At 59.0% G+C, this 22,935-nt stretch carries 22 protein-coding genes, 1 tRNA gene and 1 pseudogene; 14 read left to right on the top strand and 10 right to left on the bottom strand.

Features of this window, described 5'->3' with window-relative positions:
* The first annotated feature begins 123 nt into the window (after positions 1-123).
* The 4 genes from C4J87_RS18935 to C4J87_RS18920 all read left to right on the top strand — a co-directional run bounded on the left by C4J87_RS18935 (position 124) and on the right by C4J87_RS18920 (position 4,073).
* Positions 124-465 carry a ribonuclease E inhibitor RraB gene (locus C4J87_RS18935; protein WP_057721151.1) on the top strand — a complete coding sequence of 114 codons (342 nt, stop codon included), beginning with the start codon at positions 124-126 and terminating at the stop codon, positions 463-465.
* Between the two features lie 444 nt (positions 466-909).
* Positions 910-2,319, top strand: coding sequence for a circularly permuted type 2 ATP-grasp protein (locus C4J87_RS18930; protein ID WP_124367993.1), 1,410 nt, complete (start codon positions 910-912; stop codon positions 2,317-2,319).
* A gap of 3 nt (positions 2,320-2,322) precedes the next feature.
* On the top strand, positions 2,323-3,273 hold the full coding sequence (locus tag C4J87_RS18925; protein WP_124363975.1) for an alpha-E domain-containing protein: 951 nt from the start codon (positions 2,323-2,325) through the stop codon (positions 3,271-3,273).
* Positions 3,270-4,073 carry a transglutaminase family protein gene (locus C4J87_RS18920; protein WP_124367992.1) on the top strand — a complete coding sequence of 268 codons (804 nt, stop codon included), beginning with the start codon at positions 3,270-3,272 and terminating at the stop codon, positions 4,071-4,073. Before C4J87_RS18925 ends, C4J87_RS18920 begins: the two co-directional genes overlap by 4 nt.
* Positions 4,074-4,287: 214 nt before the next feature.
* On the opposite strand, the gene C4J87_RS18915 is transcribed toward C4J87_RS18920, so the two are convergent.
* The gene (locus tag C4J87_RS18915) at positions 4,288-5,094 is read right to left on the bottom strand and encodes a cytochrome c (RefSeq protein WP_124367991.1); all 807 of its coding nucleotides are present in this window, start codon (positions 5,092-5,094) and stop codon (positions 4,288-4,290) included.
* Positions 5,095-5,740: 646 nt separating this feature from the next.
* Here C4J87_RS18915 and C4J87_RS18910 point away from each other — a divergent pair.
* The 3 genes from C4J87_RS18910 to C4J87_RS18900 all read left to right on the top strand — a co-directional run bounded on the left by C4J87_RS18910 (position 5,741) and on the right by C4J87_RS18900 (position 9,929).
* Complete coding sequence (locus tag C4J87_RS18910) at positions 5,741-6,946, top strand: acetyl-CoA C-acetyltransferase (protein ID WP_124367990.1); 1,206 nt, start codon at positions 5,741-5,743, stop codon at positions 6,944-6,946.
* A gap of 17 nt (positions 6,947-6,963) precedes the next feature.
* On the top strand, positions 6,964-9,111 hold the full coding sequence (locus C4J87_RS18905; RefSeq protein ID WP_124367989.1) for a 3-hydroxyacyl-CoA dehydrogenase NAD-binding domain-containing protein: 2,148 nt from the start codon (positions 6,964-6,966) through the stop codon (positions 9,109-9,111).
* Between the two features lie 86 nt (positions 9,112-9,197).
* Complete coding sequence (locus C4J87_RS18900; RefSeq protein WP_124367988.1) at positions 9,198-9,929, top strand: amidotransferase; 732 nt, start codon at positions 9,198-9,200, stop codon at positions 9,927-9,929.
* On the opposite strand, the gene C4J87_RS18895 is transcribed toward C4J87_RS18900, so the two are convergent.
* The 3 genes from C4J87_RS18895 to C4J87_RS18885 all read right to left on the bottom strand — a co-directional run bounded on the left by C4J87_RS18895 (position 9,907) and on the right by C4J87_RS18885 (position 12,665).
* Positions 9,907-10,878 carry a magnesium and cobalt transport protein CorA gene (locus tag C4J87_RS18895; protein WP_124363969.1) on the bottom strand — a complete coding sequence of 324 codons (972 nt, stop codon included), beginning with the start codon at positions 10,876-10,878 and terminating at the stop codon, positions 9,907-9,909. The two genes, C4J87_RS18900 and C4J87_RS18895, sit on opposite strands and share 23 nt — an antisense overlap.
* A 158-nt stretch (positions 10,879-11,036) precedes the next feature.
* Positions 11,037-11,759, bottom strand: coding sequence for a 1-acyl-sn-glycerol-3-phosphate acyltransferase (locus C4J87_RS18890; RefSeq protein WP_124367987.1), 723 nt, complete (start codon positions 11,757-11,759; stop codon positions 11,037-11,039).
* A 213-nt stretch (positions 11,760-11,972) separates the two neighbouring features.
* Positions 11,973-12,665, bottom strand: a complete 693-nt coding sequence (locus C4J87_RS18885; RefSeq protein WP_124367986.1) for a crotonase/enoyl-CoA hydratase family protein — start codon at positions 12,663-12,665, stop codon at positions 11,973-11,975.
* Between the two features lie 319 nt (positions 12,666-12,984).
* Between C4J87_RS18885 and C4J87_RS18880 the strand changes: the two genes are divergently transcribed.
* From C4J87_RS18880 to C4J87_RS18860, 5 genes are all read left to right on the top strand, one after another.
* A tRNA-Ser gene (locus tag C4J87_RS18880) sits at positions 12,985-13,074 on the top strand.
* A 251-nt stretch (positions 13,075-13,325) separates the two neighbouring features.
* Complete coding sequence (locus C4J87_RS18875; RefSeq protein ID WP_164487671.1) at positions 13,326-14,909, top strand: GGDEF domain-containing protein; 1,584 nt, start codon at positions 13,326-13,328, stop codon at positions 14,907-14,909.
* Between the two features lie 219 nt (positions 14,910-15,128).
* Positions 15,129-15,845 carry a 2OG-Fe(II) oxygenase gene (locus C4J87_RS18870; protein WP_124369009.1) on the top strand — a complete coding sequence of 239 codons (717 nt, stop codon included), beginning with the start codon at positions 15,129-15,131 and terminating at the stop codon, positions 15,843-15,845.
* A gap of 99 nt (positions 15,846-15,944) precedes the next feature.
* Entirely contained in the window at positions 15,945-17,048 is a 1,104-nt protein-coding gene (gene ada, locus C4J87_RS18865; RefSeq protein ID WP_124367985.1) for a bifunctional DNA-binding transcriptional regulator/O6-methylguanine-DNA methyltransferase Ada, read from the top strand.
* On the top strand, positions 17,045-17,374 hold the full coding sequence (locus C4J87_RS18860; RefSeq protein ID WP_305955277.1) for an Ada metal-binding domain-containing protein: 330 nt from the start codon (positions 17,045-17,047) through the stop codon (positions 17,372-17,374). The genes ada and C4J87_RS18860 overlap by 4 nt, the downstream gene beginning before the upstream one ends.
* A 171-nt stretch (positions 17,375-17,545) precedes the next feature.
* On the opposite strand, the gene C4J87_RS18855 is transcribed toward C4J87_RS18860, so the two are convergent.
* The 4 genes and pseudogenes from C4J87_RS18855 to C4J87_RS18840 form a co-directional block, all read right to left on the bottom strand.
* Positions 17,546-17,881, bottom strand: a complete 336-nt coding sequence (locus C4J87_RS18855) for a hypothetical protein (RefSeq protein ID WP_124367983.1) — start codon at positions 17,879-17,881, stop codon at positions 17,546-17,548.
* A 144-nt stretch (positions 17,882-18,025) separates the two neighbouring features.
* Positions 18,026-18,604, bottom strand: a complete 579-nt coding sequence (locus C4J87_RS18850; protein WP_124367982.1) for a DUF4337 domain-containing protein — start codon at positions 18,602-18,604, stop codon at positions 18,026-18,028.
* Between the two features lie 99 nt (positions 18,605-18,703).
* Positions 18,704-19,060, bottom strand: a complete 357-nt coding sequence (locus C4J87_RS18845) for a helix-turn-helix domain-containing protein (protein WP_164485268.1) — start codon at positions 19,058-19,060, stop codon at positions 18,704-18,706.
* Positions 19,014-19,265 (bottom strand): annotated as a pseudogene (locus tag C4J87_RS18840) (type II toxin-antitoxin system RelE/ParE family toxin); the annotation flags it as partial. The gene C4J87_RS18845 and the pseudogene C4J87_RS18840, both read right to left, overlap by 47 nt.
* A 226-nt stretch (positions 19,266-19,491) precedes the next feature.
* On the opposite strand from C4J87_RS18840, the gene C4J87_RS18835 reads away from it, so the two are divergent.
* Positions 19,492-20,178, top strand: coding sequence for an HAD-IA family hydrolase (locus C4J87_RS18835; protein WP_124367980.1), 687 nt, complete (start codon positions 19,492-19,494; stop codon positions 20,176-20,178).
* A gap of 128 nt (positions 20,179-20,306) precedes the next feature.
* Here C4J87_RS18835 and C4J87_RS18830 read toward each other — a convergent pair whose 3' ends face one another.
* On the bottom strand, positions 20,307-21,053 hold the full coding sequence (locus tag C4J87_RS18830; RefSeq protein WP_124367979.1) for a 3-oxoacyl-ACP reductase family protein: 747 nt from the start codon (positions 21,051-21,053) through the stop codon (positions 20,307-20,309).
* Between the two features lie 105 nt (positions 21,054-21,158).
* On the opposite strand from C4J87_RS18830, the gene C4J87_RS18825 reads away from it, so the two are divergent.
* A complete protein-coding gene (locus tag C4J87_RS18825; RefSeq protein ID WP_124367978.1) occupies positions 21,159-22,082 on the top strand; it encodes a LysR family transcriptional regulator in 924 nt (307 codons plus the stop codon).
* Positions 22,083-22,197: 115 nt separating this feature from the next.
* On the opposite strand, the gene C4J87_RS18820 is transcribed toward C4J87_RS18825, so the two are convergent.
* Entirely contained in the window at positions 22,198-22,926 is a 729-nt protein-coding gene (locus C4J87_RS18820; RefSeq protein WP_124367977.1) for an aspartate/glutamate racemase family protein, read from the bottom strand.
* Between the last annotated feature and the right edge of the window lie 9 nt (positions 22,927-22,935).

Raw genomic sequence — 22,935 nt, 5'->3', positions numbered from 1 at the left:
CTGGTCTTGTCAGCTACATGCTTGTTTTCCTGCGGTGTCGTTATTGCCGTGGTGCCCGCGCCAGCAGCGCGCGGGTTTCAGGAAGCACGGAAAGTCTATCCATCAGTCTGAGGAGGACGTTTCATGAGCACAGCCTATCAAGAAGACATCAGCACCAACGTTCTGCGCCGCATGAAAGAAGGCGGCTTTGACTTTTCACGTTTTCACCCCATCGAGTTCTACGCGATTTTCCCGGATGAAGAACGGGCGCGCAGGGCTGCGGGTCGATTTCGCGGAGAATCCCTGAACGCCCAGGTCAGCGCCCGCGACGATGGTGCCTGGTACCTGGAACTGAGCAAAATCATGTCTGCAACGTACGACGGCATAGGAGACTTCGAGCAGGACTTTGAAGCGGTGGTTGAGCCGTTGGGCGGAATTATCGAAGGCTGGGGCGTCAAGCAGGAGGTGCGTGGGTTACCCATGTAGCGTTTATGAGCAACACAGCGTATCGGCTGACCTTTTGGGTCGGCCGATTTTGTTTGGGCTCGGCAAACATGTTCGGAACGTGCACTTTCCTGCACGAAAAAAAAAGCCACCCGAAAGGGTGGCTGAAGGGGAAGATCGAGGAGCCGATCACACGAGCCGGCACGTTACTGGGTGTGCAAAGGGTTTAGCTGTAGGACATGTCCTGTTCAGCTGATGGGCGCGATTATCCGCAGAAGTGCGCGGGCAATGAAATCAACGCTGACTATGCTGTTGATAGTCCAACGCCGCATTGCGATGAGGCGTGTGGCAGGGCTGCTGTCATTTCGCGCACCAGGACGGTGCGAGGGGAATTCTGGGTTTATCCAATCCTTTGATTTGAAAGTGTTTATGCCGCTGGCACGGGCCTTGCGAAGGGTCTGTCGTCCGGGTGACAAGGAGTACGGCATGATCCGCACTTATTACGATGAAATGTACGATGGGGCAGGGCAGGTCCGTCCCCATTATCGCGAGTTCGCCCGTTGGCTGGCCGACACCCCTGCCGAACTGCTGGCCCAGCGTCGGCGCGAGGCCGACTTGCTGTTCCACCGTGCCGGAATCACCTTCACGCTGTATGGCGACGAGCAAGGGACGGAGCGCTTGATCCCCTTCGACACCATCCCCCGCAGCATCCCGGCGAGCGAATGGCACATGGTCGAGCGCGGCTGTATCCAGCGGGTCAAGGCGTTGAACATGTTCCTCGCCGACCTCTACCACGAACAACGCATCATCAAGGCCGGGATCATCCCCGCCGAACAGGTACTGGCCAACGAGCAATACCAGTTGGCAATGCAGGGCCTGGACCTGCACCGTGACCTGTATTCCCACGTTTCCGGGGTAGACCTCGTACGCGATGGCGACGGCACTTACTACGTGCTGGAGGACAACTTGCGTACGCCGAGCGGCGTCAGCTACATGCTTGAAGACCGCAAGATGATGATGCGCTTGTTCCCCGAGCTGTTCGCGGCCCAGCGCATCGCGCCGATTGACCATTACCCCAACCTGTTGCTCGACACCCTGAAGAGTTCCAGCCCCCTGGATAACCCCAGCGTGGTAGTGCTGACCCCTGGGCGTTTCAACAGTGCGTTCTTTGAACATGCCTTCCTCGCCCGGGAAATGGGCGTGGAGCTGGTGGAAGGCGCCGATTTGTTCGTGCGTGATGACCGCGTGTTCATGCGCACCACCGACGGCCCCAAAGCGGTGGACGTGATTTATCGCCGTCTCGACGACGCGTTTCTCGACCCGCTGGCTTTCAATCCGGCGTCCATGCTCGGCGTACCGGGCCTGCTTGCCGCCTACCGCTCGGGCAACGTAGTGCTGGCCAATGCCATCGGCACCGGGGTAGCCGATGACAAATCGGTGTACCCCTTCGTTACCGAGATGATCCGTTTTTACCTGGATGAAGAACCGATCCTGCAGAACGTTCCGACATTTCAATGCCGTAAGCCCGACGAATTGTCTCACGTACTGGCCAACCTGCCCGAGTTGGTGGTCAAGGAAACCCAAGGCTCCGGCGGCTACGGCATGCTAGTGGGCCCGGCGTCCACGGCGGCGGAAATCGAAGCCTTCCGCGCACGCATCAAGGCCAAGCCCCACGCCTACATCGCCCAGCCAACCCTGTGTTTGTCCACCTGCCCGACGTTCGTCGAAAACGGCATTGCCCCGCGGCATATCGACCTGCGCCCGTTCGTGCTGTCGGGCAAGGAAACCCGCGTGGTGCCCGGTGGCCTGACCCGGGTGGCGCTGCGCGAAGGTTCGCTGGTGGTCAACTCGTCCCAGGGCGGCGGCACCAAAGACACCTGGGTGGTCGAGGATTGACACATGTTGAGTAGAACTGCCTCGGATTTGTATTGGATGTCGCGCTACCTGGAGCGCGCGGAAAACCTCGCGCGCATGCTCGATGTCAGTTATTCGCTGTCGCTGATGCCCCAGGACGGGCGCGGCGATGGTCTGCACGAATTGGCCATGCCGCTGTTGATCACCGGCACCCTGGAGGATTACCACGAGCGCCACGGTGAACTGCATGCCGAACGCCTGCTGCACTTTTTCGCCCTGGACGCTGCCAACCCGGCCAGCATCTACAGCTGCCTTGGCGCCGCACGGGCCAGCGCCCATGCGGTACGTGGGCGGATTACCGCCGACATGTGGGAAAACATCAACGCTACCTGGCTGGATATTCGCGATATCGCCCAACAGGGCTTGAGCCGCTACGGCATGAGCCGGTTTTGCGAATGGGTCAAGGAGCGCTCGCACCTGTTCCGCGGCGCCACCTACGGCACCATCATGCGTAACGATGCGTTTCGCTTTATCCGCCTGGGCACCTTCATCGAGCGCGCCGACAACACCCTGCGCCTGCTGGACGCGCGTTACGAAATGGCCGGCGACCAGGCTGCAACGGTGAGTGATGGCACGGCCCACGCCTACTATCAATGGAGTGCGTTGCTGCGGGCATTGTCGTCGTTCGAGGCCTATACCGAGATTTATCGGGATGCGCCGGGGGCCCGGCAAGTCGCCGAACTGTTGCTGCTGCGCGCTGATGTTCCGCGCTCGCTACGGGCCTGCAGCGAAGAGATCGACCAGATCCTCGCCAGCCTGCCGGGCCTCAACGGTCGCCCGGCCCAGCGCCTGGCCGCCGAGATGGACGCGCGTCTGCGCTTTACCGCCATCGATGAAATCCTCGAGGAAGGCCTGCACGCCTGGCTGACCGACTTTATCCCCTTGGTCCGCCAGTTGGGCGACGCCATCTATAGCTCCTACCTGGAGGCGGCATGAGACTCTCCATCAGCCACGAAACCACCTACCACTACCAAGACCAGGTGCGCGCCAGCATCCAATATCTGCGCCTGACGCCCCACGACAGCGAGCGTCAGCGTGTGCTGAGCTGGCAGCTCGATCTGCCGCGCCCCGTACGGGCGCAAGTGGACCCATTCGGCAACATCCTGCATGTGCTGACCCTGGACGAACCTCACGACGCCATCATCATCGGCGCCCGTGGCCAGGTGGATATCGACGAATTGAGTGAGGCTGAACACGAGAGCCAGTCGGCCTTTCCGTTCCTGCGCGGCACGCGCCTGACCGAGCCCGACGAAGCCCTGCGCGGTTTTGCCCAGCAACACTGCCACCAGCGTCGCGACCGCACGGCACTGATCGACCTGATGCATGCCCTGAACCAATCGATGGTCTACACGCCGGGCGCCACGGACGTCGACACCTGCGCTGCCGAGGCCTTCGCCGGCCGCGCGGGCGTGTGCCAGGACCATACCCATGCGTTCCTGGCCTGTGCGCGCAGCCTGGGCATCCCGGCGCGATACGTATCAGGGTATCTGTACACCGAAGACAGCGCGCACCTGGCCAGCCATGCCTGGGCCGAAGCCTGGCTGGATAACGCCTGGTACAGTTTTGACGTGACCAACCAATTGGCCCGGCCGGAGCGGCACCTGAAACTCGCCGTGGGCCTGGACTACCTGGACGCCTGCCCGGTGCGGGGCATGCGCCGTGGGGGAGGGCATGAGCAGATGCATGCCAAGGTGTTTGTCGCACCGACGCCGGTCGTTTCCGTGCAGCAGCAATAATATTAACTACAACCCACACCCAGTGTGGAAGGCAGGCTGTGTTGTTTCAGGAAGTTTTGCAATGCGGCCTGCCGTGCGCCGGGCCGACTGACTGTACTCAATCCAAAATGTGGGAGGGGGCTTGCTCCCGATGGCGGTGTGTCAGTTACCGATAAGCTGACTGACACACTGCTATCGGGAGCAAGCCCCCTCCCACTTCTGATCTGCGCGAGCCTCAGGGCTGCTGTTTGCGCCCCGCCATATGCTGCAAATATCCCACCAGCAAATCCAGCTCATGGTCCGGCAACACACTGGCCGAGAACGCCGGCATCTTCGCCTGCGGCCAACGTCGCAGGCTCTGAGGGTCACGAATGTAACGCTTGAGAAAATCACCACCGAAATACTCGGTAGGGCTGTACGGGATATTCAAGTCCGGCCCCATCTGCGCATCGCCCGCCCCGTTTAGGCGGTGGCAGGCCAGGCAATTTTTCTGGAACACCGCGAAGCCTTGGTTGATCGGGCTATTTGCGGCCAGTTTCGGATCAGGCAGCAGCGCCGGAAAGCGCTCGGCAACGGTCTGCAGCTGCTTGATGCTGGATATCTGAAACGGCCACTGTTCCGGGCTGATATGCCCGGCCTGCGGATCGGTCCACACCAGGTAGAACGGCCCCGCGCTCGGTTTGCCATCTCCCAGCGCAGGCCATGGATGGGCCGGGTCTTCCACCGCCAGCCAGGCGCGAGCGCCGGTGTTTTCCAACAGTGGCGCGACGGCGAGTTCGGCGGCAAAACCGTCGAGGGCCACCGCTCGCACATGGCTCGCAGGTTTCAGGCCCGGTAGGAGACTCGCCAAGGGCACTGCGCGGTAGGTCATGGTGCGCTTGTAGGAAACGTCATCGACGATCTGCACCGTCCGCGCATCCGGGTGCTTGAGTAGCTCCGCCGTCTGCCAAGTCTTGCTGGCGTGGTCCAGTTCGATGGTCAGTTGCGCCGCCGAAGCGGGCAGGGTCAGCAACAGCGCGAGCAAGGCGAGGATCGATTTCAAAGGGCAGGCCGTTTCGAGGTGACGGGAGAACTACGATAGCGCAAATCTGCGCGCAAAAAGACAGCCCCTGCAACAGGACGGCTATACGCAATGCCCCGGCAGGTGCTGCCAAACGCTGTAATCCCGATGCTGTGTGCGCACGGAATAAATAGGTCGAGTCGTCACCCGATAACCTTGGTTAAATTGGGCAAGATCAGAATCAATGTGGTGGCGAACAGAATAAGTCCCGCCTGACGTACTTTCGAATGTTTGAACATGGCTGACTGCCTTTTGTTGTTATTCCTGAACGTCAAATGCGTACCGGTTGATCCAGTATCGCGACCTGGCGTGAAACTTTTCTTACAACCGCTCCAGCAAAACCCGGCAGCAGCTTCTTACAGATTCAACCTTAGAGCCGTCGTTCTTCGGCGCATAGATCCATTTCATATCAGCTAAGCACTTTATCCGCTTAAAACGGCATGAGGCGTAGTGCCATCTTGGCGCCAACCCCGAGGCTAGACAGCTAAAACGATTAACCCAGGGTTTCCCATAGCTGCCTACCGTTCGTCCGAGCGAGGGGGTCAAAAGCAATGAGCGCATCCGTCATTGAAACCGTGTCAATCGGGCTTAAGGTAGGGGCCTACACCCACTATGGTTCGAGGCCATCATGACCCAAGCTTTGATCTTTGATGCGATACGCACGCCCCGAGGCAAAGGCAAGGCCGACGGCGCCCTGTACAGCGTCAAGCCGGTCAACCTGGTCGCCGATTTGCTCAGGGCGCTGGCGCAACGCAGCGACCTCGACACCCGGCAGGTGGATGACATCGTGCTCGGGTGCGTCACCCCAGTGGGCGACCAGGGCGCCGATATCGCCAAGACCGCCGCACTTGTAGCGGACTGGGACATCAGCGTTGCCGGCGTGCAGATCAACCGCTTCTGCGCCTCGGGCCTGGAGGCCGTCAACCTCGGGGCGATGAAAGTGCGTTCCGGCTTTGAGGACCTGGTGGTGGTTGGCGGCGTCGAGTCCATGTCCCGCGTGCCAATGGGCAGCGACGGGGGCGCCTGGGTTCTCGACCCGCAAACCAACCTGCACAGCCACTTCACGCCTCAGGGCATTGGGGCCGACCTGATCGCTACCCTGGAAGGCTTCACCCGCCAGGACGTGGACACCTTTGCCCTACAGTCCCAGCAGAAAGCCGCCAGGGCACGGGCAGACGGATCCTTCAACAAATCGCTGATCGCGGTGCAGGACCAGAACGGCATTGTGTTGCTGGACCATGACGAATTTATTCGTGGCGACTCCACCCTCGAAGGCCTCGGCAAGCTCAAGCCGAGTTTCGAAATGATCGGCCAGATGGGCTTCGACGCCACCGCGTTGAGGGTCTACAGCCAAGTGGAACGCATCCAGCATGTGCACACACCCGGCAACAGCTCCGGGATTGTCGACGGCGCTGCCTTGATGTTGATTGGCTCCGAGGCCAAAGGGCGCGAGCTCGGCTTGCAGCCGCGCGCGCGGATTGTGGCCACGGCGGTGACCAGCACCGATCCCACCATCATGCTCACCGGTCCTGCACCGGCCACGCGCAAGGCGTTGGCCAAGGCCGGCCTGTGCGTCGAGGACATCGACCTGTTCGAGGTCAATGAGGCGTTCGCTTCGGTCGTGCTCAAATTCATCAAGGACATGGGCATCGACGCCGCCCGGGTCAATGTCAATGGCGGCTCCATCGCTCTGGGCCACCCGCTGGGCGCCACCGGCTGCGCGATCCTCGGCACCTTGCTCGATGAGCTGGAAGTGCGTCAGCAGCGCTACGGCCTCGCCACCCTGTGTGTCGGCGGTGGCATGGGCATCGCCACTATCATCGAACGCCTCTGAGCCTTAGGGAAACTGTCATGACCGACGCCATTCGTTACGAAAAAGGCCAGGACCAGATCGTGGTGCTGACCCTCGACATGCCCGGCCAAAGCGCCAACACCATGAACGCTGCGTACCGTGCGGCCATGGCGGCCACCATTGCACGCCTGGAGGCAGAAAAAGCCGACTTGGCCGGGGTGATCATTACTTCGGCCAAGAACACGTTTTTTGCCGGCGGTGACCTCAATGAGCTGATCCAGGTCGACACTGCCCACGCCAAGCAATTCTACGACGGCGTCGGCGTGCTCAAGGCGCAACTGCGCAGCCTGGAAACTCTTGGCAAACCGGTGGTGGCCGCGATCAACGGTGCGGCCCTTGGCGGTGGCTGGGAGATTTGCCTGGCCTGCCATCACCGGATCGCGCTGGACGACAAGTCGGTGCAGCTCGGCCTGCCCGAAGTCACCCTGGGCCTGTTGCCGGGCGGCGGCGGGGTGGTGCGCATGGTGCGCCTGCTGGGCCTGGAAAAAGCCCTGCCGTATCTGCTGGAAGGCAAGAAAGTGCGGCCGGCGCAGGCATTGCAGGCGGGCCTGATCGATGAAATGGCGGCAGACCGCGATGAGCTGCTGGCCAAATCCCGCGCCTGGATTCTCGCCCATCCCGAGGCCCGACAGCCGTGGGACAACAAGGGCTATCAGATTCCTGGGGGCACGCCGTCGAACCCGAAAGTCGCGCAGATGCTCGCCATCGCACCGTCGATTCTGCGCAACAAGACCCAGGGCTGTTTCCCGGCGCCGGAGAAAATCCTTTGCGCTGCCGTGGAAGGCGCTCAAGTGGATTTCGACACTGCGCACTTGATCGAAACCCGCTATTTCACCGAGCTGGTGACCGGACAGGTGGCGAAAAACATGATCGGTACATTCTGGTTTCAGCTCAATGAAATCAACGCCGGCCGTTCGCGACCACAGGGTTTTGCGCCTTTTGTGACGCGCAAGCTCGGTGTACTCGGCGCCGGCATGATGGGGGCGGGCATTGTGTATGCCAGCGCCTGTGCAGGGATCGACGTGGTGCTCAAGGACGTCAACCTGGCGGCGGCCGAAAAGGGCAAGGCCCATTCGGCCGCGTTGCTCGACAAGAACGTCAGCCGTGGGCAATTGACCGCCGAGCAGCGCGAAGCCACCCTGGCGCGGATTTGCCCTACACAGGATGACGCCGACCTGGCCGGCTGTGACCTGGTGATCGAAGCGGTGTTCGAAGACCGCGAACTCAAGGCCAGGGTAGCGTCCGCCGCGCAACGCGTAGTCGGGGCGGACGCCGTGATCGCTTCCAATACCTCGACCTTGCCCATCAGCGGTTTGGCGACTGCGGTGCCCGACCCAGGCAAATTCATCGGCCTGCATTTCTTCAGCCCGGTGGACAAGATGCCCCTGGTGGAAATCATCAAGGGCGCGCACACCAGCGACGAAACCCTGGCGCGAGGTTTTGACTTCGTACTGCAAATCAAGAAAACCCCGATTGTGGTCAACGACAGCCGCGGGTTCTTCACCTCGCGGGTGTTCGCCACGTTCACCAACGAAGGCATCGCCATGCTCGGCGAAGGCGTGGCCGCGCCGATGATCGAGACCGAAGCGCGCAAGGCCGGTATGCCGGTCGGGCCACTGGCGGTGTCGGATGAAGTATCCCTGAGCCTCATGAGCCATATCCGACAGCAAACCGCCAAGGACCTGCAAGCCCAAGGCGAGGTGCCGAAGGCCCACCCGGCGACGGCGCTGATCGATCTGCTGGTCAACGAATACAAGCGCACGGGCAAGGCCGCCGGTGGCGGTTTTTATGACTATCCAGCAGGCGCCCGGAAGCACCTGTGGCCAGAACTCAAGGCGCGGTTCGAACAGCCCGGTAAACAGATTTCGCCCCAGGACGTGCGCGACCGCTTGCTGTTTATTCAAGCCATCGAAACCGTGCGTTGCGTGGAGGAGGGCGTGTTGATGTCCACGGCCGACGCCAATATCGGCTCGGTCTTCGGCATTGGCTTTGCAGCCTGGAGTGGCGGTGCGTTGCAGTTTATCAACCAGTACGGCCTGAACGACTTCATCGCCCGGGCGCGCTATCTGGCCGATGCGTATGGCGAGCGGTTTGCGCCGCCGGCGCTGCTCCTGGAGAAAGCCGCCCAGGGTGAAACGTTCCGCTGATCAGGGGTGCAGGGCTTGCTTTGAACAGGTGTTTCAAGGCACGCTCTGGGTGTTCAATATTCCCATCGCCGTGTCAGGTATTTTTTATGTCGCTACGCGTCTGCATCCTGGAAACCGATATCCTGCGTCCAGGCCTGATCGATCAGTACCAAGGTTACGGGCAGATGTTCAAGCGCCTGTTTGCCAAGCAGCCGATTGCCGCAGAGTTTGTGGTTTACAACGTGGTGCAGGGTGAATACCCGCCGGATGACGAAGCCTTTGACGCGTACCTGATCACCGGCAGCAAAGCCGACTCGTTCGGCACCGACCCGTGGATCCAGACCCTCAAGACCTACGTGCTCCAGCGCTATGAGCGCGGCGACAAGTTATTGGGTATCTGCTTCGGCCACCAGTTGCTGGCGTTGCTGCTCGGCGGCAAGACCGAACGCGCCAGCCAAGGCTGGGGCATGGGCATTCACGACTACACCATCGATGCCAAGGCACCCTGGATGAGCCCGCAAGTGCCGGAACTGACGCTATTGATCAGCCACCAGGACCAGGTCACGACCCTGCCGGAAAATGCCACGGTCATTGCCTCGAGCGAGTTTTGCCCCATCGCGGCGTATCACATCGGTGACCAGGTGTTGTGCTTCCAGGGCCATCCGGAATTTGTTCACGACTATTCCCGCGAACTGCTCGAGATTCTTCAGACAACCCTGGGCGAAAAGGTCTACACCAACGGCGTGGCCAGCCTGGAGCGGGACCACCACGGCGCGACCGTGGCGGAATGGATGATGCGCTTTGTAGCGCACAACGTTAAAGCCAACCCGACCGTTTGAAGCTCGCCCACAGGCTGGTGCAGCCCACCGCAATCAACCCGAGCACTGCAAAATAGCCGTAGTGCCATTGCAGCTCGGGCATGTTCTGGAAATTCATCCCATAAATCCCCGCGACCGCCGTGGGGAACGCGAGGATCGCCGCCCAAGCGGCGAACTTGCGCTGCACCACGCTCTGGCGCGAGGCCTCCAGTAACACGCCGATCTCGATGGTCTGACTGGCGATATCGCGCAGGGTCGTCAGGTCTTCCATCTGCCGCGTGACGTGGATCTGCACATCACGGAAATACGGGCGCATGTTCTTGTCGATAAACGGGAAGCTCAGCTTCTGCAGTTCCTGGCTGATCTCCACCATCGGCGCCACATAGCGCTTGAGCCGCAACACGTCGCGGCGCAGGCCGTGTAGGTTCTGGATGTCGCGCTCGCTCAGGGAACTGCACAGCACGTTGCGCTCCAGTTCATCGATCTCGGCGTGGATCGCCTCGCTGACCGGCTGATAGTTTTCAGTGACGAAATCCAGCAAGGCATAGAGTACGAAATCTTCGCCATGCTCCAGCAACAACGGACGCGCCTCACAGCGCTGGCGTACAAAACCGTAGGAAGCTGAGTGTCCATTACGGGCGGTGATGATGTAGCCATTGCCGGCGAAGATATGAGTTTCGATAAACTCCAGCTTTCCGTTCTCCCGCACCGGTGAATAGGTGACGATAAACAGCGCGTCGCCGAAGGTTTCCAGCTTCGGGCGGCTATGCTTTTCCATGGCGTCTTCGATCGCCAGCTCGTGCAGGTTGAACTGGCGTTGCAGGTTGTTCAGCTCCTGAGCACTGGGCTCTTCCAGGCCGATCCACACAAAGTGGCCGGGTTTGGCGGCCCAGGCCGCGCCTTCGTCGAGGGTGATATCAGTGACTTTCTTTCCGGCGCTATAGACGGCGGCCGCAACGACTCTACCCATGGTGCTGATCACTTCTTATCAGGAGGACAAATGTTGGGCAGCTTAGCCTGAATGGCGTTCCGTTGTAGCGAGGGTGATCGTTCCCACGCTCTGCGTGGTAATGCCCCCCGTGACGCTCCGCGTCGCCCTGCGCGCTCCTCAGACCACGCCGCAGGCGTTCAAGCGCTTTGCAGCTCGCGATCCATCTGCGCAATGCACTCATCCATCTGCGCCTGACACGCTTGCATCAACGCCGGAACGTCATCCGCAGTCATTCCGGTAGTAGGAATCGGCGCCAACGAGCGTATGAGTACATCCCCACTGTTCCAGCGATTAAGTCGCATATGCGTGACGTAATGACTGACACACACCTGCACGATCGGCACACCGGCCGCAATCGCCATATGGAACGCGCCTTTTTTGAACGGCAACAAACCTTTGTCCAGGTTGCGCGTGCCTTCTGGAAACACCCAGATAGACGTGTCTTCGTGTTGCAAGGTGCGGGTAACGGTGAGCATGGCCCGGCGCGCCTTGTGCGCATTGCCGCGGTCGATCAACACATTGCCGGCCAGCCAGAACAACTGGCCGAACAACGGCACCCATTTCAGGCTCTTCTTGGCGATGCATACCGTGCGGTGGGGCACCACGGTACCGAGCACAAACAGATCGTAGTTGGACTGGTGGTTGGCGATCACCACGCAAGTGCCGGGCTTGTTACGCAGGGAGTCGACATCGGCTTTCACGTTCAGGCGCAGGATCCACATCGCTGGCAGCGCGTAAAGGCGTGCGCACAGACGGCTGTTGTCCGGATTGAACGGCCGGCAGATCCCCAACAGCACGCCCAGTACACCGGCGACTATAAAGTGCAGGCCCATCAACAACATACGTAACAGAAAAAGCATCGACGGGGCTCACCGAGACAAAAGGTGGCGCAGTGTACGGATGTGCACTGTATTCGGCAATTGCCCCAGCAGAGGTAGGAGATAGGCGATGTTTAAGCGTATGTTTCAACGTGCGCCGATAACGCTTGTCTAGAGCGGCCCGGGTTATTTCGGTTTGGATTGTAAGAAAAAGCCCGACTCAAGGTCGGGCTTCGGTACAGCAAGTGTGGGACGTTAAATCAGGTTATGGCCTTGGTCCTGGATGATTGCATCATCCAACGCATCCAGCAGTGCCTTGCGCACTTTCAACTTGGTGTGTTTGTGCGCATTCATATTGATCTTCTTCAACTGCCGCGCCGCTTCCAATGCCGCCGCGTGCAATTCTTCCGGCGCTACCACCTTGTCGAGGAAGCCCGCTTGCAGAGCGCCTTGCGGGTCAAACATCTCGGCGTTGATCACCGATCGATGAAATGCCGACTTGCGCAGACGATCCCGCGCCAGCTCGATACCGGCGTGGTGCATGGTCATGCCAATCGCCACTTCATTCAGGCCAATGCTGAACGGGCCTTCCACACCAATCCGGTAATCCGCCGACAGCAGCAGGAACGCACCCTTGGCCACCGCATGCCCAGGGCACGCCACAATCACCGGGAACGGATGCGCCAACAGCCGACGCGCCAGCGTCGAGCCCGACGTGACCAGGCCTATGGCCTCTTTAGGGCCGGCCGTCATCACCTTCAAATCATAACCCCCCGACAGAATCCCCGGCGTGCCCGTGATCACCACCACCGCCCGATCCTTCTCCGCCTGGTCCAGCGCCGCATTGAACGCACTGACCACGGCGGGAGAAATGGCATTTACCTTGCCGTTGCTCAGGGTCAGGGTCGCGATACCGTCTTCGAGGTGGTAGGCAATCAACTCACTCATGACGCGGTTCCTTGTAGGACTTGTTATAGAAGATGCAGCAGACGTTACCCACCACGCCCGCGCGGGTAAAGCGCCGTGACTGACTGCCCAGTCAGGCTTTCGCTTAACGCCCGGCAGCAGAGCGCCTGGGGCAGGGCACCACAGCCAGCGTAGACCATCCCGAGCCATGCCCGAGATTGGCACAATCACCACCGCGCACAGGCCGTGTTCCGGCATACCCGTCTAACCGCATGAAAATTCTGAAAAAAACCTTTGCCATCAGAAAGGCTTTCGACTACATTAGCGCGCCTCGACAGACTGAACTGGTTTGACGAGATACGGTGAAGTGTCCGAGTGGCTTAAGGAGCACGCCTGGAAAGTGTGTATACAAGAAATTGTATCGAGAGTTCGAATCTCTCCTTCACCGCCACATTCTTAAATCGCAAACCCCTGATTTTCCTAGAGAAAGTCGGGGGTTTGTGGTTTTTGGCACCCGAAAAATGGGCCTATGGGACCGCCATGGGACTGGTGCGCTTTTTGGGTGCGTAAATGGTGGCTGGTTGGCCTGCTACGAGGAGTGAAGTCTAATCTGGTCGGCGGCGCTGATAGGGCCGACGCTTGTCGAGTCCATGGACTCGGGATCTGATTGCTGTGGGTAGACTCCACCTAGATTTATGAGTTATGGAAAATTCACAGGAAGATTCAGCACTCCAAGCTAAGATGAGCTCAATGAAAACGATAACGCTCGTGTCCGGTCGATTAACACCTAAAGCCCTCTCTGTGGGCTTGATAGCGTTTATTTTCCTGGCCTGTGTCATGCTAGTGACCGCAATTGCTTGGCAGTTAAAACAATCGGCGGACGAACGACTGGCAAATGCGAAGATTGCTGCGCATAACATTGTTCGCGCTTCCGAGCAGCAAGCTCAAGACACCATACGTCAGGCTGAAAACATACTCGATAACCTTGTTGAGCGGTTTGAAAACGACGGGCTTGACGCCGAACACATGGCCCGCTTATCCAAAGTGATGGCCAGCAATGTTCAAGCAACCGACGGAATTCAAGGGTTGTTCATATACGACGAACATGGGGACCGGGTAGCGAATTCCTTTTCTTCAAAGCCGGTCGCCAAGAACAATAGTGATCGATCTTATTTTATCTACCACAAGAATCATCCTGGCACGGCCGTCCGTATAGGCGAGGTGATTTTGAGCCGAACCACGGGCGATATGATCATTCCTGTAAGCCGGCGCACCGAGCACAGTGATGGCAGCTTCAGCGGCGTCGTTTTGGCAACGTTGCCAGTTGCATATTTCCAGAGTTTTTTTAACCGGTTGGATGTCGACAAACGGGGAGTAATACTTCTCGCACTCAGTAATGGCGACTTGCTTGCGCGCCGACCAATGATTGACGCGTTAATGACAACTAATATCTCAAAGGGAGACCTGTTTAGTCGGTATTTGATACACAACGACGAGGGCACAGCGACCCTCACCTCTGTCGTGGACGGGGTTGAGCGAGTCTATGCCTACAGCCGTATACAAGGCCTACCCCTGGTCACTGCAGCCGGTTTATCGTTAGATTCAGTATTCGCCACCTGGTGGACGTACGTCTATCAAGCATCGGTTATGGTGGTGCTTATAATTTTTGTGCTGACTAGCCTGGGGTTCCTTTTTTACCGGCAAATTCAACGCGTGTTGGTGGCAGAGGAAGAACTGCGTCTTGCGCATTGCGATTTAGAACATATTGCTAAGACTGATAGCCTTACCGGTTTACCTAACCGTAGGTGCTTCGACTCTACACTCGAAAAAGAATGGTCAAGAGCATGTCGCACTGGGAATAGCGTAGCGCTCATACTTATCGATATTGATTGGTTCAAGCAGTACAACGACTATTATGGTCACGTTGTCGGTGACGAATGCCTGCGGCGAATTGCAGAACTAATAGGTACAAACATAAACCGTCCAGCCGACCTCGCTGCGCGATATGGTGGGGAAGAGTTTGTAATACTGCTTCCAGAAACAGAGCTTTCAGGAGCAGTCAAGATTGCTGAAGAAGTGCGTTCAGCTATAGAGGCCGAAAAAATTGCACATCAGGGGAGTCCGGTTGGCTTTGTCACCATCAGCGCAGGTGTAAGTTCCAACCATCAGCGTGGTGTGAATACAGCGACTGATTTGCTAGCAAAGGCTGATGGTTTTCTTTATGGCGCGAAGAAAAGAGGGCGCAATCGGGTAGAACACCAGTCAGAGGACGTCTTGGAAACATGAGACATTGGGACGAGAGCTTGAGTGCACGCTGATACTTTAATCGACTGTCCATGTTGCGAGAGCGTTGCTCATTGACATAGCTGGCTCCATTCTCTCAAACGTTGAAGCCTCCTAGAAACCCATGCCGGTTCACTGGATTAATTTGATAGCAACAAACCGGAGGCTCCCGTGGATTGCCTGCGGTATGTTGACAATCATGCAATCCACAAGGGAATGGCAATGGTCGATAGGGCATTGGAAACAAGGCTCGCTTGCGAAAACTGGAGTGAGCATCTACATCGCGTAAACGCCAGCGGCTTTACCGTCATCGAGAACCTGCTCGACCCAGACGTCTGCCAGCGTCTTATCGATAGTTACTACGAGCCGGACATCTTCAGGTCGTGTATCAATATGAGCAGGCATGGCTTCGGTTCAGGCCAATATAAATATTTTGCCTACCCGCTGCCGCCGATTATCGCCACATTGAGATCCTGTGTTTACCCGCAGATGGTCCCACTGGCCAACTATTGGAACACTAAACTTGGCCTCGAACCTCCCTATCCCGAACGCCACGAAGACTTTCTAAGCCAGTGCCACGACGCCCGGCAAGAGCGCCCCACACCGCTGCTGCTGCGCTACGGTGCAGGAGACTACAATTGCCTGCACCGCGACCTATATGGAGACATTCTGTTTCCCGTGCAGATGGCTATCCTCCTGTCTGAGCCCAATGACGACTTTAGCGGCGGCGAATTCGTGCTTACCGAACAGCGGCCACGGATGCAGTCCAGGGTCAACGTAGTGCCGCTGCGCAAGGGCGATGCAGTGATTTTTGCCGTCAACCGCAGGCCCGTGAAGGGGGCGCGGGGCTTCTACTCCGTATTTACGCGCCACGGCGTGAGCGAGGTCAGAGCGGGGCACCGGTTTACCCTTGGGGTAATATTCCATGATGCGCAGTGATGGAACGGCCAAGCGTTCGAATTTGAAAGCAAGACCCGGAGTTTTAACGCGGCTCAATAGCGATAGGCTTGTGCAAATTGCGAAGATGGGGACATTGCCATGGAATGCGTTAAAGACCAAACCACCCAGCCCGTGCTGAGGGCCGAGGACGATCCGCGCTGGAATATTCTCGTCAGCCGCCAGGCTGATGCAGACCTCGATTTCGTCTACGGCGTGCTGACCACCGGGGTTTACTGCAAACCCTTCAGTCCGACCAAGCTGCCTCGGCCGGAAAATATCGTGTTTTTTGACACCGCAGCTGAAGCCGAAAGGGCGGGCTTTCGCCCCTCCAAGCGCGACAGCAGCAACCCGGCGGCCGTCGCCCAGAAGCATGCGGCGGCTGTTGCCGAAGCCTGCCGGCTTATCGATGCATCGGACGTGGTTCCCAACCTGGGTGATCTGGCCGAACAGGTGGGCATGAGCAGCTTCCACTTCCATCGAGTCTTCAAGAAACTCACGGGCCTCACGCCTAAAGCCTACAGCGTCGCTTCGTTGCGTGCGCGCGTCAGAGACCAGCTTTCGCTCAGTGGCACCATCACCGACGCTCTTTATGAGGCGGGCTATAGCTCCAACAGCCGATTCTATGAGGCGTCGCAAAATATCCTCGGCATGAAACCCACCGAGTACCGCGCAGGGGGGGCCAATGTGGATATCAAATTCGCACTGGGCGAAAGCGCGCTGGGCTCGATCCTGGTGGCCAGAAGCGCGCGCGGCATTTGCGCGATTTTATTGGGCGATGACCCTAATGTGCTGGTGGAGAGCTTTCAGGACCAGTTCCCCAACGCCAACCTGATTGGCGGCGACGCCGAGTTCGAGGCGCTGGTGGCCACTGTCGTCGGCTTTGTCGAATCGCCGGGCACCGGTTTTGCGCTGCCGTTGGACATCCGTGGCACCGTATTTCAGGAACGGGTTTGGCAGGCGCTGAGGGATATTCCTGCAGGAACGACCGAAACATACGCCCAGGTCGCCGCGCGGATAGGTATGCCCAATGCCACCCGTGCAGTGGCTAACGCATGCGGGGCCAATAAACTCGCGGTGGCGATTCCATGCCATCGCGTGGTGCGCAGTGATGGATCTTTGTCTGGCTACCGTTGGGGAGTGGAGCGTAAGCGCAAGTTGATCGAGCGCGAGAAGAGCATGCACGCTGCACATGTTGTCGGATGACTGCACCGGACGGGGGAGGGTGCGTAATGAGGCGATGGAAAGTCATGGATTCCCACGGCAAACCCGCCCTCAGTTCCAAGCCGGGTCAGTTTGGCGGGCATAAAGGAAGCAAGATCTACGGGCGCCTGGACTGCCCGGCTGCACTACGGGCATTGAGCAAAGGCGGGTATGTGAAGGATCGTGTGTTTTTTATCGATGAACAGACCGCACGATTGGCAGGCTATCGCCCCTGCTTTCGATGCATGCCCGCCAGTTACCGTGAGTGGAAGCTGACAATTGAAGGGCACATAAGGGGGCGTGTGATAACGGAAGAATGTGAACCTTAGACTATCGGTGTATCCGCGTTTTCAACTTGATCAAGCACGCAACTTGGCAGGCCAGTACTATTAAGTAATAGGACAGCCACGATTACGTCAATACTACTGAAGTTCATGGGCCATCCCCTGAAGTCAGGCCCATGAAACGTCGCTTGCCAGGCTCTGCGCCTGGCAACTTACTTATTGCGCGGTTTTCAACTTGACCACATCACCGGAAATCTTGGTGGTGTAGCCGTTCAGTACCCAGGCCCAGAACCATTTTTCCTGCACTTGGGTGTTGATCATGGCGTCGCCGCCTTTGGCCTTGATGGCTGCATCCTGGGCGCGGACGAAGCGGCTGTTCTGGCCGATCGGGATAATACCCAGCAGCATAATGCCGGTGGCGCTGGCTTCGCTGTGGCCGAGCACGGTGTATTGGCTGGCGTCGTATTGCTGGGTTTTCATGGCGGTGCCGGTGCAACCTGCCAGGGTGAAACCAAGAACGGCTGCTGCAACTACTTTACTGATGTACTTCACGCGTAACTCCATGGGCTGAATATCGAGATTCAATTCTCGAGGCGCGATACTTTAATCGCTCAGAGGGCGGATTGAAATCAGCGCGCCAAGGTTTCATTTTATGTGGCGACAGTCAGGCCGCCTCCCACATTTGCCCGCGCTCGGTCAGAGATGCAGCCATGCCAGGCTACCCAGCACCACGGCCACACCGCCGGCCGAATACGCCATGCGCTTGAGCCATTCCTTGCGCGTGAGCAAGGTGATCGCCGCCAGTGAGATCGCGATCTGAATCGCCGTCATCGCCTGGGCCCAACGATGGTGCTGGTGCAGCGCTTCTTCGGATTTGCGGTCCCATTCCAGGGAGGTCGCTTCAAGCTTCTCGGCTTGTTTGCGCACCTCTTCCTTCTGGCTTTTATAGCGCTGGATTTCGTCGTTGTAGTGGGCGGCATCCACGCCGGGAATGTGCGTGGCCAGTTCTGCCAGATTCTGGCGGCTGGATTTGGCCTGATAGTAATTCCATTGGTTGGCGGCTTCGGTCTTGATGATAGCGGCGTTGTTCTTGTCCATCGCCGCCTCGCTTTCGCTGGAGCCGGCCTGGTAGCTGAGCATGGCGCCAACGGTGGCCATGATCGCGGTCATCACCGCGATACGGCTGGCAAAGGTGTCGCCGCGGCCGTGGGCATGTTCGGTGGTGTGCTCGAGGTGTTTTTCGTGGGGGCTGGGAACGTCGAAGGCTTCGGACATGGCTTCGTCTATGAAGGGGCAGAGGGAGCCTGATTCTTCACCAGTGCAGCTGTCTCAACGCTGTCGATAACGTCGGATCAGGGCACGTGCAGCACGAGGTCATAGCTCAAGTTGACAGGCGTTTATACCAAATGCCTTGGCAATCTTTTCCCGCGTGGTCCGACGCGGTTTGTTTACCGCTTCTTGCTGGGCGAATGCAGATTGTGAAATGCCCAGTCGCTTGGCGACTTCTTCCTGGGTGAGGTTCAGGTGCTCGCGCCAGGCACGTATAGGCGTAGCTCCATCCACCAAGCGACTGACGACAGCATGAGGAATAAGATTCGGGTCGTTTTGCTGGGCCACATAGTGTTCATAGGGAATCACCACGAAGGCTGGCTTGCCCTCGGTATTGTGGATGATCTGTACGGCAGTAGGTTCGCTCGTCACGTTTCTTGACCTCTTGAATGCTGACCACATGAATGTCCCCGTCCCAGTCGAACACTACGCGGTAATGACCTACCCGAAGCCGATAGCCGTGAGGGTAATTAACCAGCTTCTTGACATTGACTGCGTCGGGCATGCGCTCAAGCGCCGACACCGCATCGCGTACCTGTTGCTGATGATAGGTATGCAGCCGAAGTAGCTGTTTGACGGATTTACGAGTCCAGTGGATCGAATTCATTGGAGGTTAATAAGTCTTTTATAAGGTTTGCAAGGTGTATTTTCGGGCCCTGGTCAAAGACTGGTCGCTCCCACACACAAACCCTAGACGTGCGCCGCGCGCGCCGGTTGATAAAACTGTTGCCTGGTATGAATATCCGATCCAGGCTTCAGGAAGGTTGCCTGCAAGCAACCAGGGCCGTTATTGTGCTGAATCCTTTTAGTCCTTCCTCCAGGGTTCTGTTGTGATGAATGCACCGCGTACCGCTGTCCCGATCAAGGCTGTGATTTTCGATATGGACGGGTTGTTGCTGGACACCGAAGGCATCTACACCGAAGTCACGCAGATCATCGCCGAACGCTATGGCCGCACCTATGACTGGAGCATCAAGCAGCACATAATTGGGCGCGGTGCCCAGGACTTGGCGGACTATGTGGTCAAGGCGCTGGACTTGCCGATCACGCCGGCTGAGTTTCTGCAGATTCGCGAACCGCTGATGAGCGAGCGTTTCCCCAAAGCCCTGGGCATGCCCGGCGCCGAGGCGTTGGTGCGGCATTTGAAGGCGCATAACATCCCGATTGCGGTGGGCACCAGTTCGTCGCGCAACTCGTTCGGCCACAAGACCACCTTGCACCGCGATTGGTTTGGCCTGTTCGACACCATCGTGACCGCCGACGACCCGGAAGTCGGTGCCGCCAAGCCTGCGCCGGACATCTTTCTCACTGCCGCGCGCCGCCTGGGTGTGGCGCCCGAGGATTGCCTGGTGTTCGAGGACTCGCCGTTCGGCGTGACGGCAGCGAAAGCGGCGCACATGACCGCCATCGCCGTGCCCGATGAGGCCATGGCCGACAGCAAGTATCAGCATGCCGACCAGATCATCCGCAAACTTGCGGATTTCGACCTGGCTGCCTACGGCCTGCCGCCCATGACTTGATTCAACCCGGAAAAATGTGGGAGGGGGCTTGCCCCCGATAGCGGTGTATCAGCCAACTTATCAATAGCTGACCCACCTCAATCGGGGGCAAGCCCCCTCCCACATGGGTTGTGCCGTGTTGCTACATATCAGGCGCTGAAGCCACCGTCGATGGTCAAGCTGGCACCTGTGATGTACCCGGCTTCCGGCCCGGCAAGGTACGCCACGAAGCTGGCAATTTCCTCCACATGCCCATACCGACCCACCGCCATCAGCCCAATCAAGCTATCGGCAAAATCACTGTTTGCCGGGTTCATATCGGTATCCACCGGGCCTGGCTGCACGTTATTGATGGTGATACCTCGTGGCCCCAGGTCGCGCGCCAGGCCTTTGGTCAAACCGACCAACGCCGCCTTGCTCATCGCGTACGGACCACCACCGCCAAACGGCATGCGCTCGGCGTTGGTGCTGCCGATATTGATCACCCGGCCGCCTTCGCCCATGTGCTTGGCAGCCTCCTGAGTGGCGATAAAGACGCTGCGCACGTTGATTGCCAGGGTCTGATCGAAGTCTTCCAGCTTGAACGCTTCCAGCGGCGCGATGGCCAGCACTCCTGCATTGTTCACCAAAATATCCAGGCGCCCGAAGGTGTCGACTGTGACGTTGACTGCGTTGCGAATCGCCGTGGCATCGGCGCTGTCGGCCTGAATCGCCAGGGCTTTGCCGCCTGCGCTGATCACGCTGTTCTGCAAGGCTTCAGCCTTGGCGGCCGAGTTGATGTAGGTAAAGGCAACGGCGGCGCCTTGGGCGGCGAGGCGCTTGACGATGGCCGCGCCGATGCCGCGGGAACCGCCTTGAACCAAGGCGACTTTGCCAGTGAGGGTAGATGGGGTCATGTCGATCTCCAAGTAGTTGATGAGCCGAGTATCGACCTCGCCCACCGATACCGGTAGAGCATGATTGCTATAGTCTGTGTAAACCAAAAGTTTAGAGTAGGCGATATGGAAAGCTTTGGGAGTATCGAATGCTTTGTGCGCAGCGCCGAAGGCGGTAGCTTCGCGGAGGCTGCGCGGCACCTGAGCCTGACGCCGGCAGCGGTCGGCAAAAGCGTGGCCAAGCTGGAAGCGCGCCTGGGCGTCAGGCTGTTTCAGCGCAGCACCCGCCGCCTGACCTTGACCGAAGCCGGCAAGCTGTTCCTCGGCGAAGTCAGCGGCAGCCTCACCACGATTCAAAACGCCGTGGCCAACCTGGCCAGCGCCGAAGGCCGGCCGGTGGGCACGCTGAAGGTCAGCATGGGCACCGTATTTGGCAATCGGTATGTGGTGCCGTTGCTGGGTGAGTTCATGCGCCGCTTCCCGGCTATCAGCCCGGATTGGCATTTCGATAACCGCCAGGTCGACTTGATCGGCCAGGGCTTTGACGCCGCCGTTGGCGGCGGCTTTGAACTGCCCCAAGGCGTGGTGGCGCGCAAGCTGACGCCGGCGCACCGGGTGCTGGTGGCTGCGCCGGCTTACCTGGCGCAACGCTCTGCGGTACGTACGCCCGAGGATTTGTCGCGCTGCCATGGCATCCTGATCCGCTCACCGCAAACCGGCCGGGTGCGCTCATGGCAACTGACCCACCGCGAGCGTGAGCACAGCCCCCTGGTGCTCAAACCCGCGATGACCATGAGCGATTCTGAAGCCGCCTGCTGCGCAAGCGCCCAGGGCCTGGGCATTGCGTTGGTCAGCATGCCGATGGCTGTGCCGTTCCTCGACAGCGGTGCGGTGGTGCGAGTGTTGCCGGACTGGTATGTGGACGACGGCAATATCTCCATCTACTACGCCGAGCACAAACTGCTGCCGGGCAAGACCCGGGCGTTTGTGGATTTTGTGATCGAGCAGTTTGTCGAGCGACGGTTGGGGCAGCGATTCAGTGCGATCTAACTGCCGTGCAGTGAACAAAATGTGGGAGGGGGCTTGCTCCCGATAGCGGTGGGTCAGCTATAGATAAGCTGGCTGATACACCGCAATCGGGAGCAAGCCCCCCCACAGTTGATCCTCAGTGCCCGAACTTGCCGGGCCAACCGATGACTTTCTTTGACCTGGGCGTTGCATAGGTCCTGATCTTTGACGTCGACAAACCCAACCGCACCAGCGACTCGGCGATGGTCACCGCCGCCGTCACCCCATCCACCACCGGCACCCCGGTGCGCTGGCGAATCTGCTCGTCCAGCCCGGCCATGCCGCCGCATCCCAGGCAGATCACTTCTGCCTTGTCCTCAAGGATGGCCAGTTCCGCCTGGCGCACGATGGCTTGCATGGCGGCCAGTGGGTCTGCTTCCAGCTCCAGCACCGCCATGCCGCTGGCGCGCACTGAGGCGCAGCGCTGGTACAGGCCGGCGAGTTTCAGCCGGTCTTCGATCAACGGCACTGTGCGGTCCAGTGTGGTCACAACCGAATAGGCATGGCCCAGGAACATCGCCATGCTGGCCGCGGCCTCGGTGATATCCACCACCGGCACGTTGAGCAATTCCTGCAGGCCTTCGCGGCCATGCTCGCCGTAGCCGGCCTGGATCACCGCATCGAATGGCTGGTCGTAGGCCATTACGCGATCCATTACCGCGATTGCGGCCAGGTAGCTTTCAAAGTTGCCCTCCACCGACTCGGCGCCGAAGTAGGGCGTGAGCCCGACAATCTCGGTGCCCGGCGAGGCCACGCTGCGCGCCTGCTGAGCGATGGTTTGTGTGATGGATTCAGTGGTGTTGACGTTGACCACGAGGATGCGCATGGAAGCTCC

The organism is Pseudomonas sp. R1-43-08, assembly GCF_003852255.1.
In the GTDB taxonomy this organism is placed as follows: domain Bacteria; phylum Pseudomonadota; class Gammaproteobacteria; order Pseudomonadales; family Pseudomonadaceae; genus Aquipseudomonas.
The sequence above is the reverse complement of the archived record's forward strand: the minus strand, read 5'-3'. Positions and strand labels throughout refer to the sequence as shown.

Coding starts and splice junctions, on each gene's coding strand:
- C4J87_RS18935 (WP_057721151.1), top strand. CDS start 124: ATGAGCACAGCCTATCAAGAAGACATCAGCACCAACGTTCTGCGCCGC.
- C4J87_RS18930 (WP_124367993.1), top strand. CDS start 910: ATGATCCGCACTTATTACGATGAAATGTACGATGGGGCAGGGCAGGTC.
- C4J87_RS18925 (WP_124363975.1), top strand. CDS start 2,323: ATGTTGAGTAGAACTGCCTCGGATTTGTATTGGATGTCGCGCTACCTG.
- C4J87_RS18920 (WP_124367992.1), top strand. CDS start 3,270: ATGAGACTCTCCATCAGCCACGAAACCACCTACCACTACCAAGACCAG.
- C4J87_RS18910 (WP_124367990.1), top strand. CDS start 5,741: ATGACCCAAGCTTTGATCTTTGATGCGATACGCACGCCCCGAGGCAAA.
- C4J87_RS18905 (WP_124367989.1), top strand. CDS start 6,964: ATGACCGACGCCATTCGTTACGAAAAAGGCCAGGACCAGATCGTGGTG.
- C4J87_RS18900 (WP_124367988.1), top strand. CDS start 9,198: ATGTCGCTACGCGTCTGCATCCTGGAAACCGATATCCTGCGTCCAGGC.
- C4J87_RS18895 (WP_124363969.1), bottom strand. CDS start 10,878: ATGGGTAGAGTCGTTGCGGCCGCCGTCTATAGCGCCGGAAAGAAAGTC.
- C4J87_RS18890 (WP_124367987.1), bottom strand. CDS start 11,759: ATGCTTTTTCTGTTACGTATGTTGTTGATGGGCCTGCACTTTATAGTC.
- C4J87_RS18885 (WP_124367986.1), bottom strand. CDS start 12,665: ATGAGTGAGTTGATTGCCTACCACCTCGAAGACGGTATCGCGACCCTG.
- C4J87_RS18875 (WP_164487671.1), top strand. CDS start 13,326: ATGGAAAATTCACAGGAAGATTCAGCACTCCAAGCTAAGATGAGCTCA.
- C4J87_RS18870 (WP_124369009.1), top strand. CDS start 15,129: ATGGTCGATAGGGCATTGGAAACAAGGCTCGCTTGCGAAAACTGGAGT.
- ada (WP_124367985.1), top strand. CDS start 15,945: ATGGAATGCGTTAAAGACCAAACCACCCAGCCCGTGCTGAGGGCCGAG.
- C4J87_RS18860 (WP_305955277.1), top strand. CDS start 17,045: ATGACTGCACCGGACGGGGGAGGGTGCGTAATGAGGCGATGGAAAGTC.
- C4J87_RS18850 (WP_124367982.1), bottom strand. CDS start 18,604: ATGTCCGAAGCCTTCGACGTTCCCAGCCCCCACGAAAAACACCTCGAG.
- C4J87_RS18845 (WP_164485268.1), bottom strand. CDS start 19,060: ATGTGGTCAGCATTCAAGAGGTCAAGAAACGTGACGAGCGAACCTACT.
- C4J87_RS18835 (WP_124367980.1), top strand. CDS start 19,492: ATGAATGCACCGCGTACCGCTGTCCCGATCAAGGCTGTGATTTTCGAT.
- C4J87_RS18830 (WP_124367979.1), bottom strand. CDS start 21,053: ATGACCCCATCTACCCTCACTGGCAAAGTCGCCTTGGTTCAAGGCGGT.
- C4J87_RS18825 (WP_124367978.1), top strand. CDS start 21,159: ATGGAAAGCTTTGGGAGTATCGAATGCTTTGTGCGCAGCGCCGAAGGC.
- C4J87_RS18820 (WP_124367977.1), bottom strand. CDS start 22,926: ATGCGCATCCTCGTGGTCAACGTCAACACCACTGAATCCATCACACAA.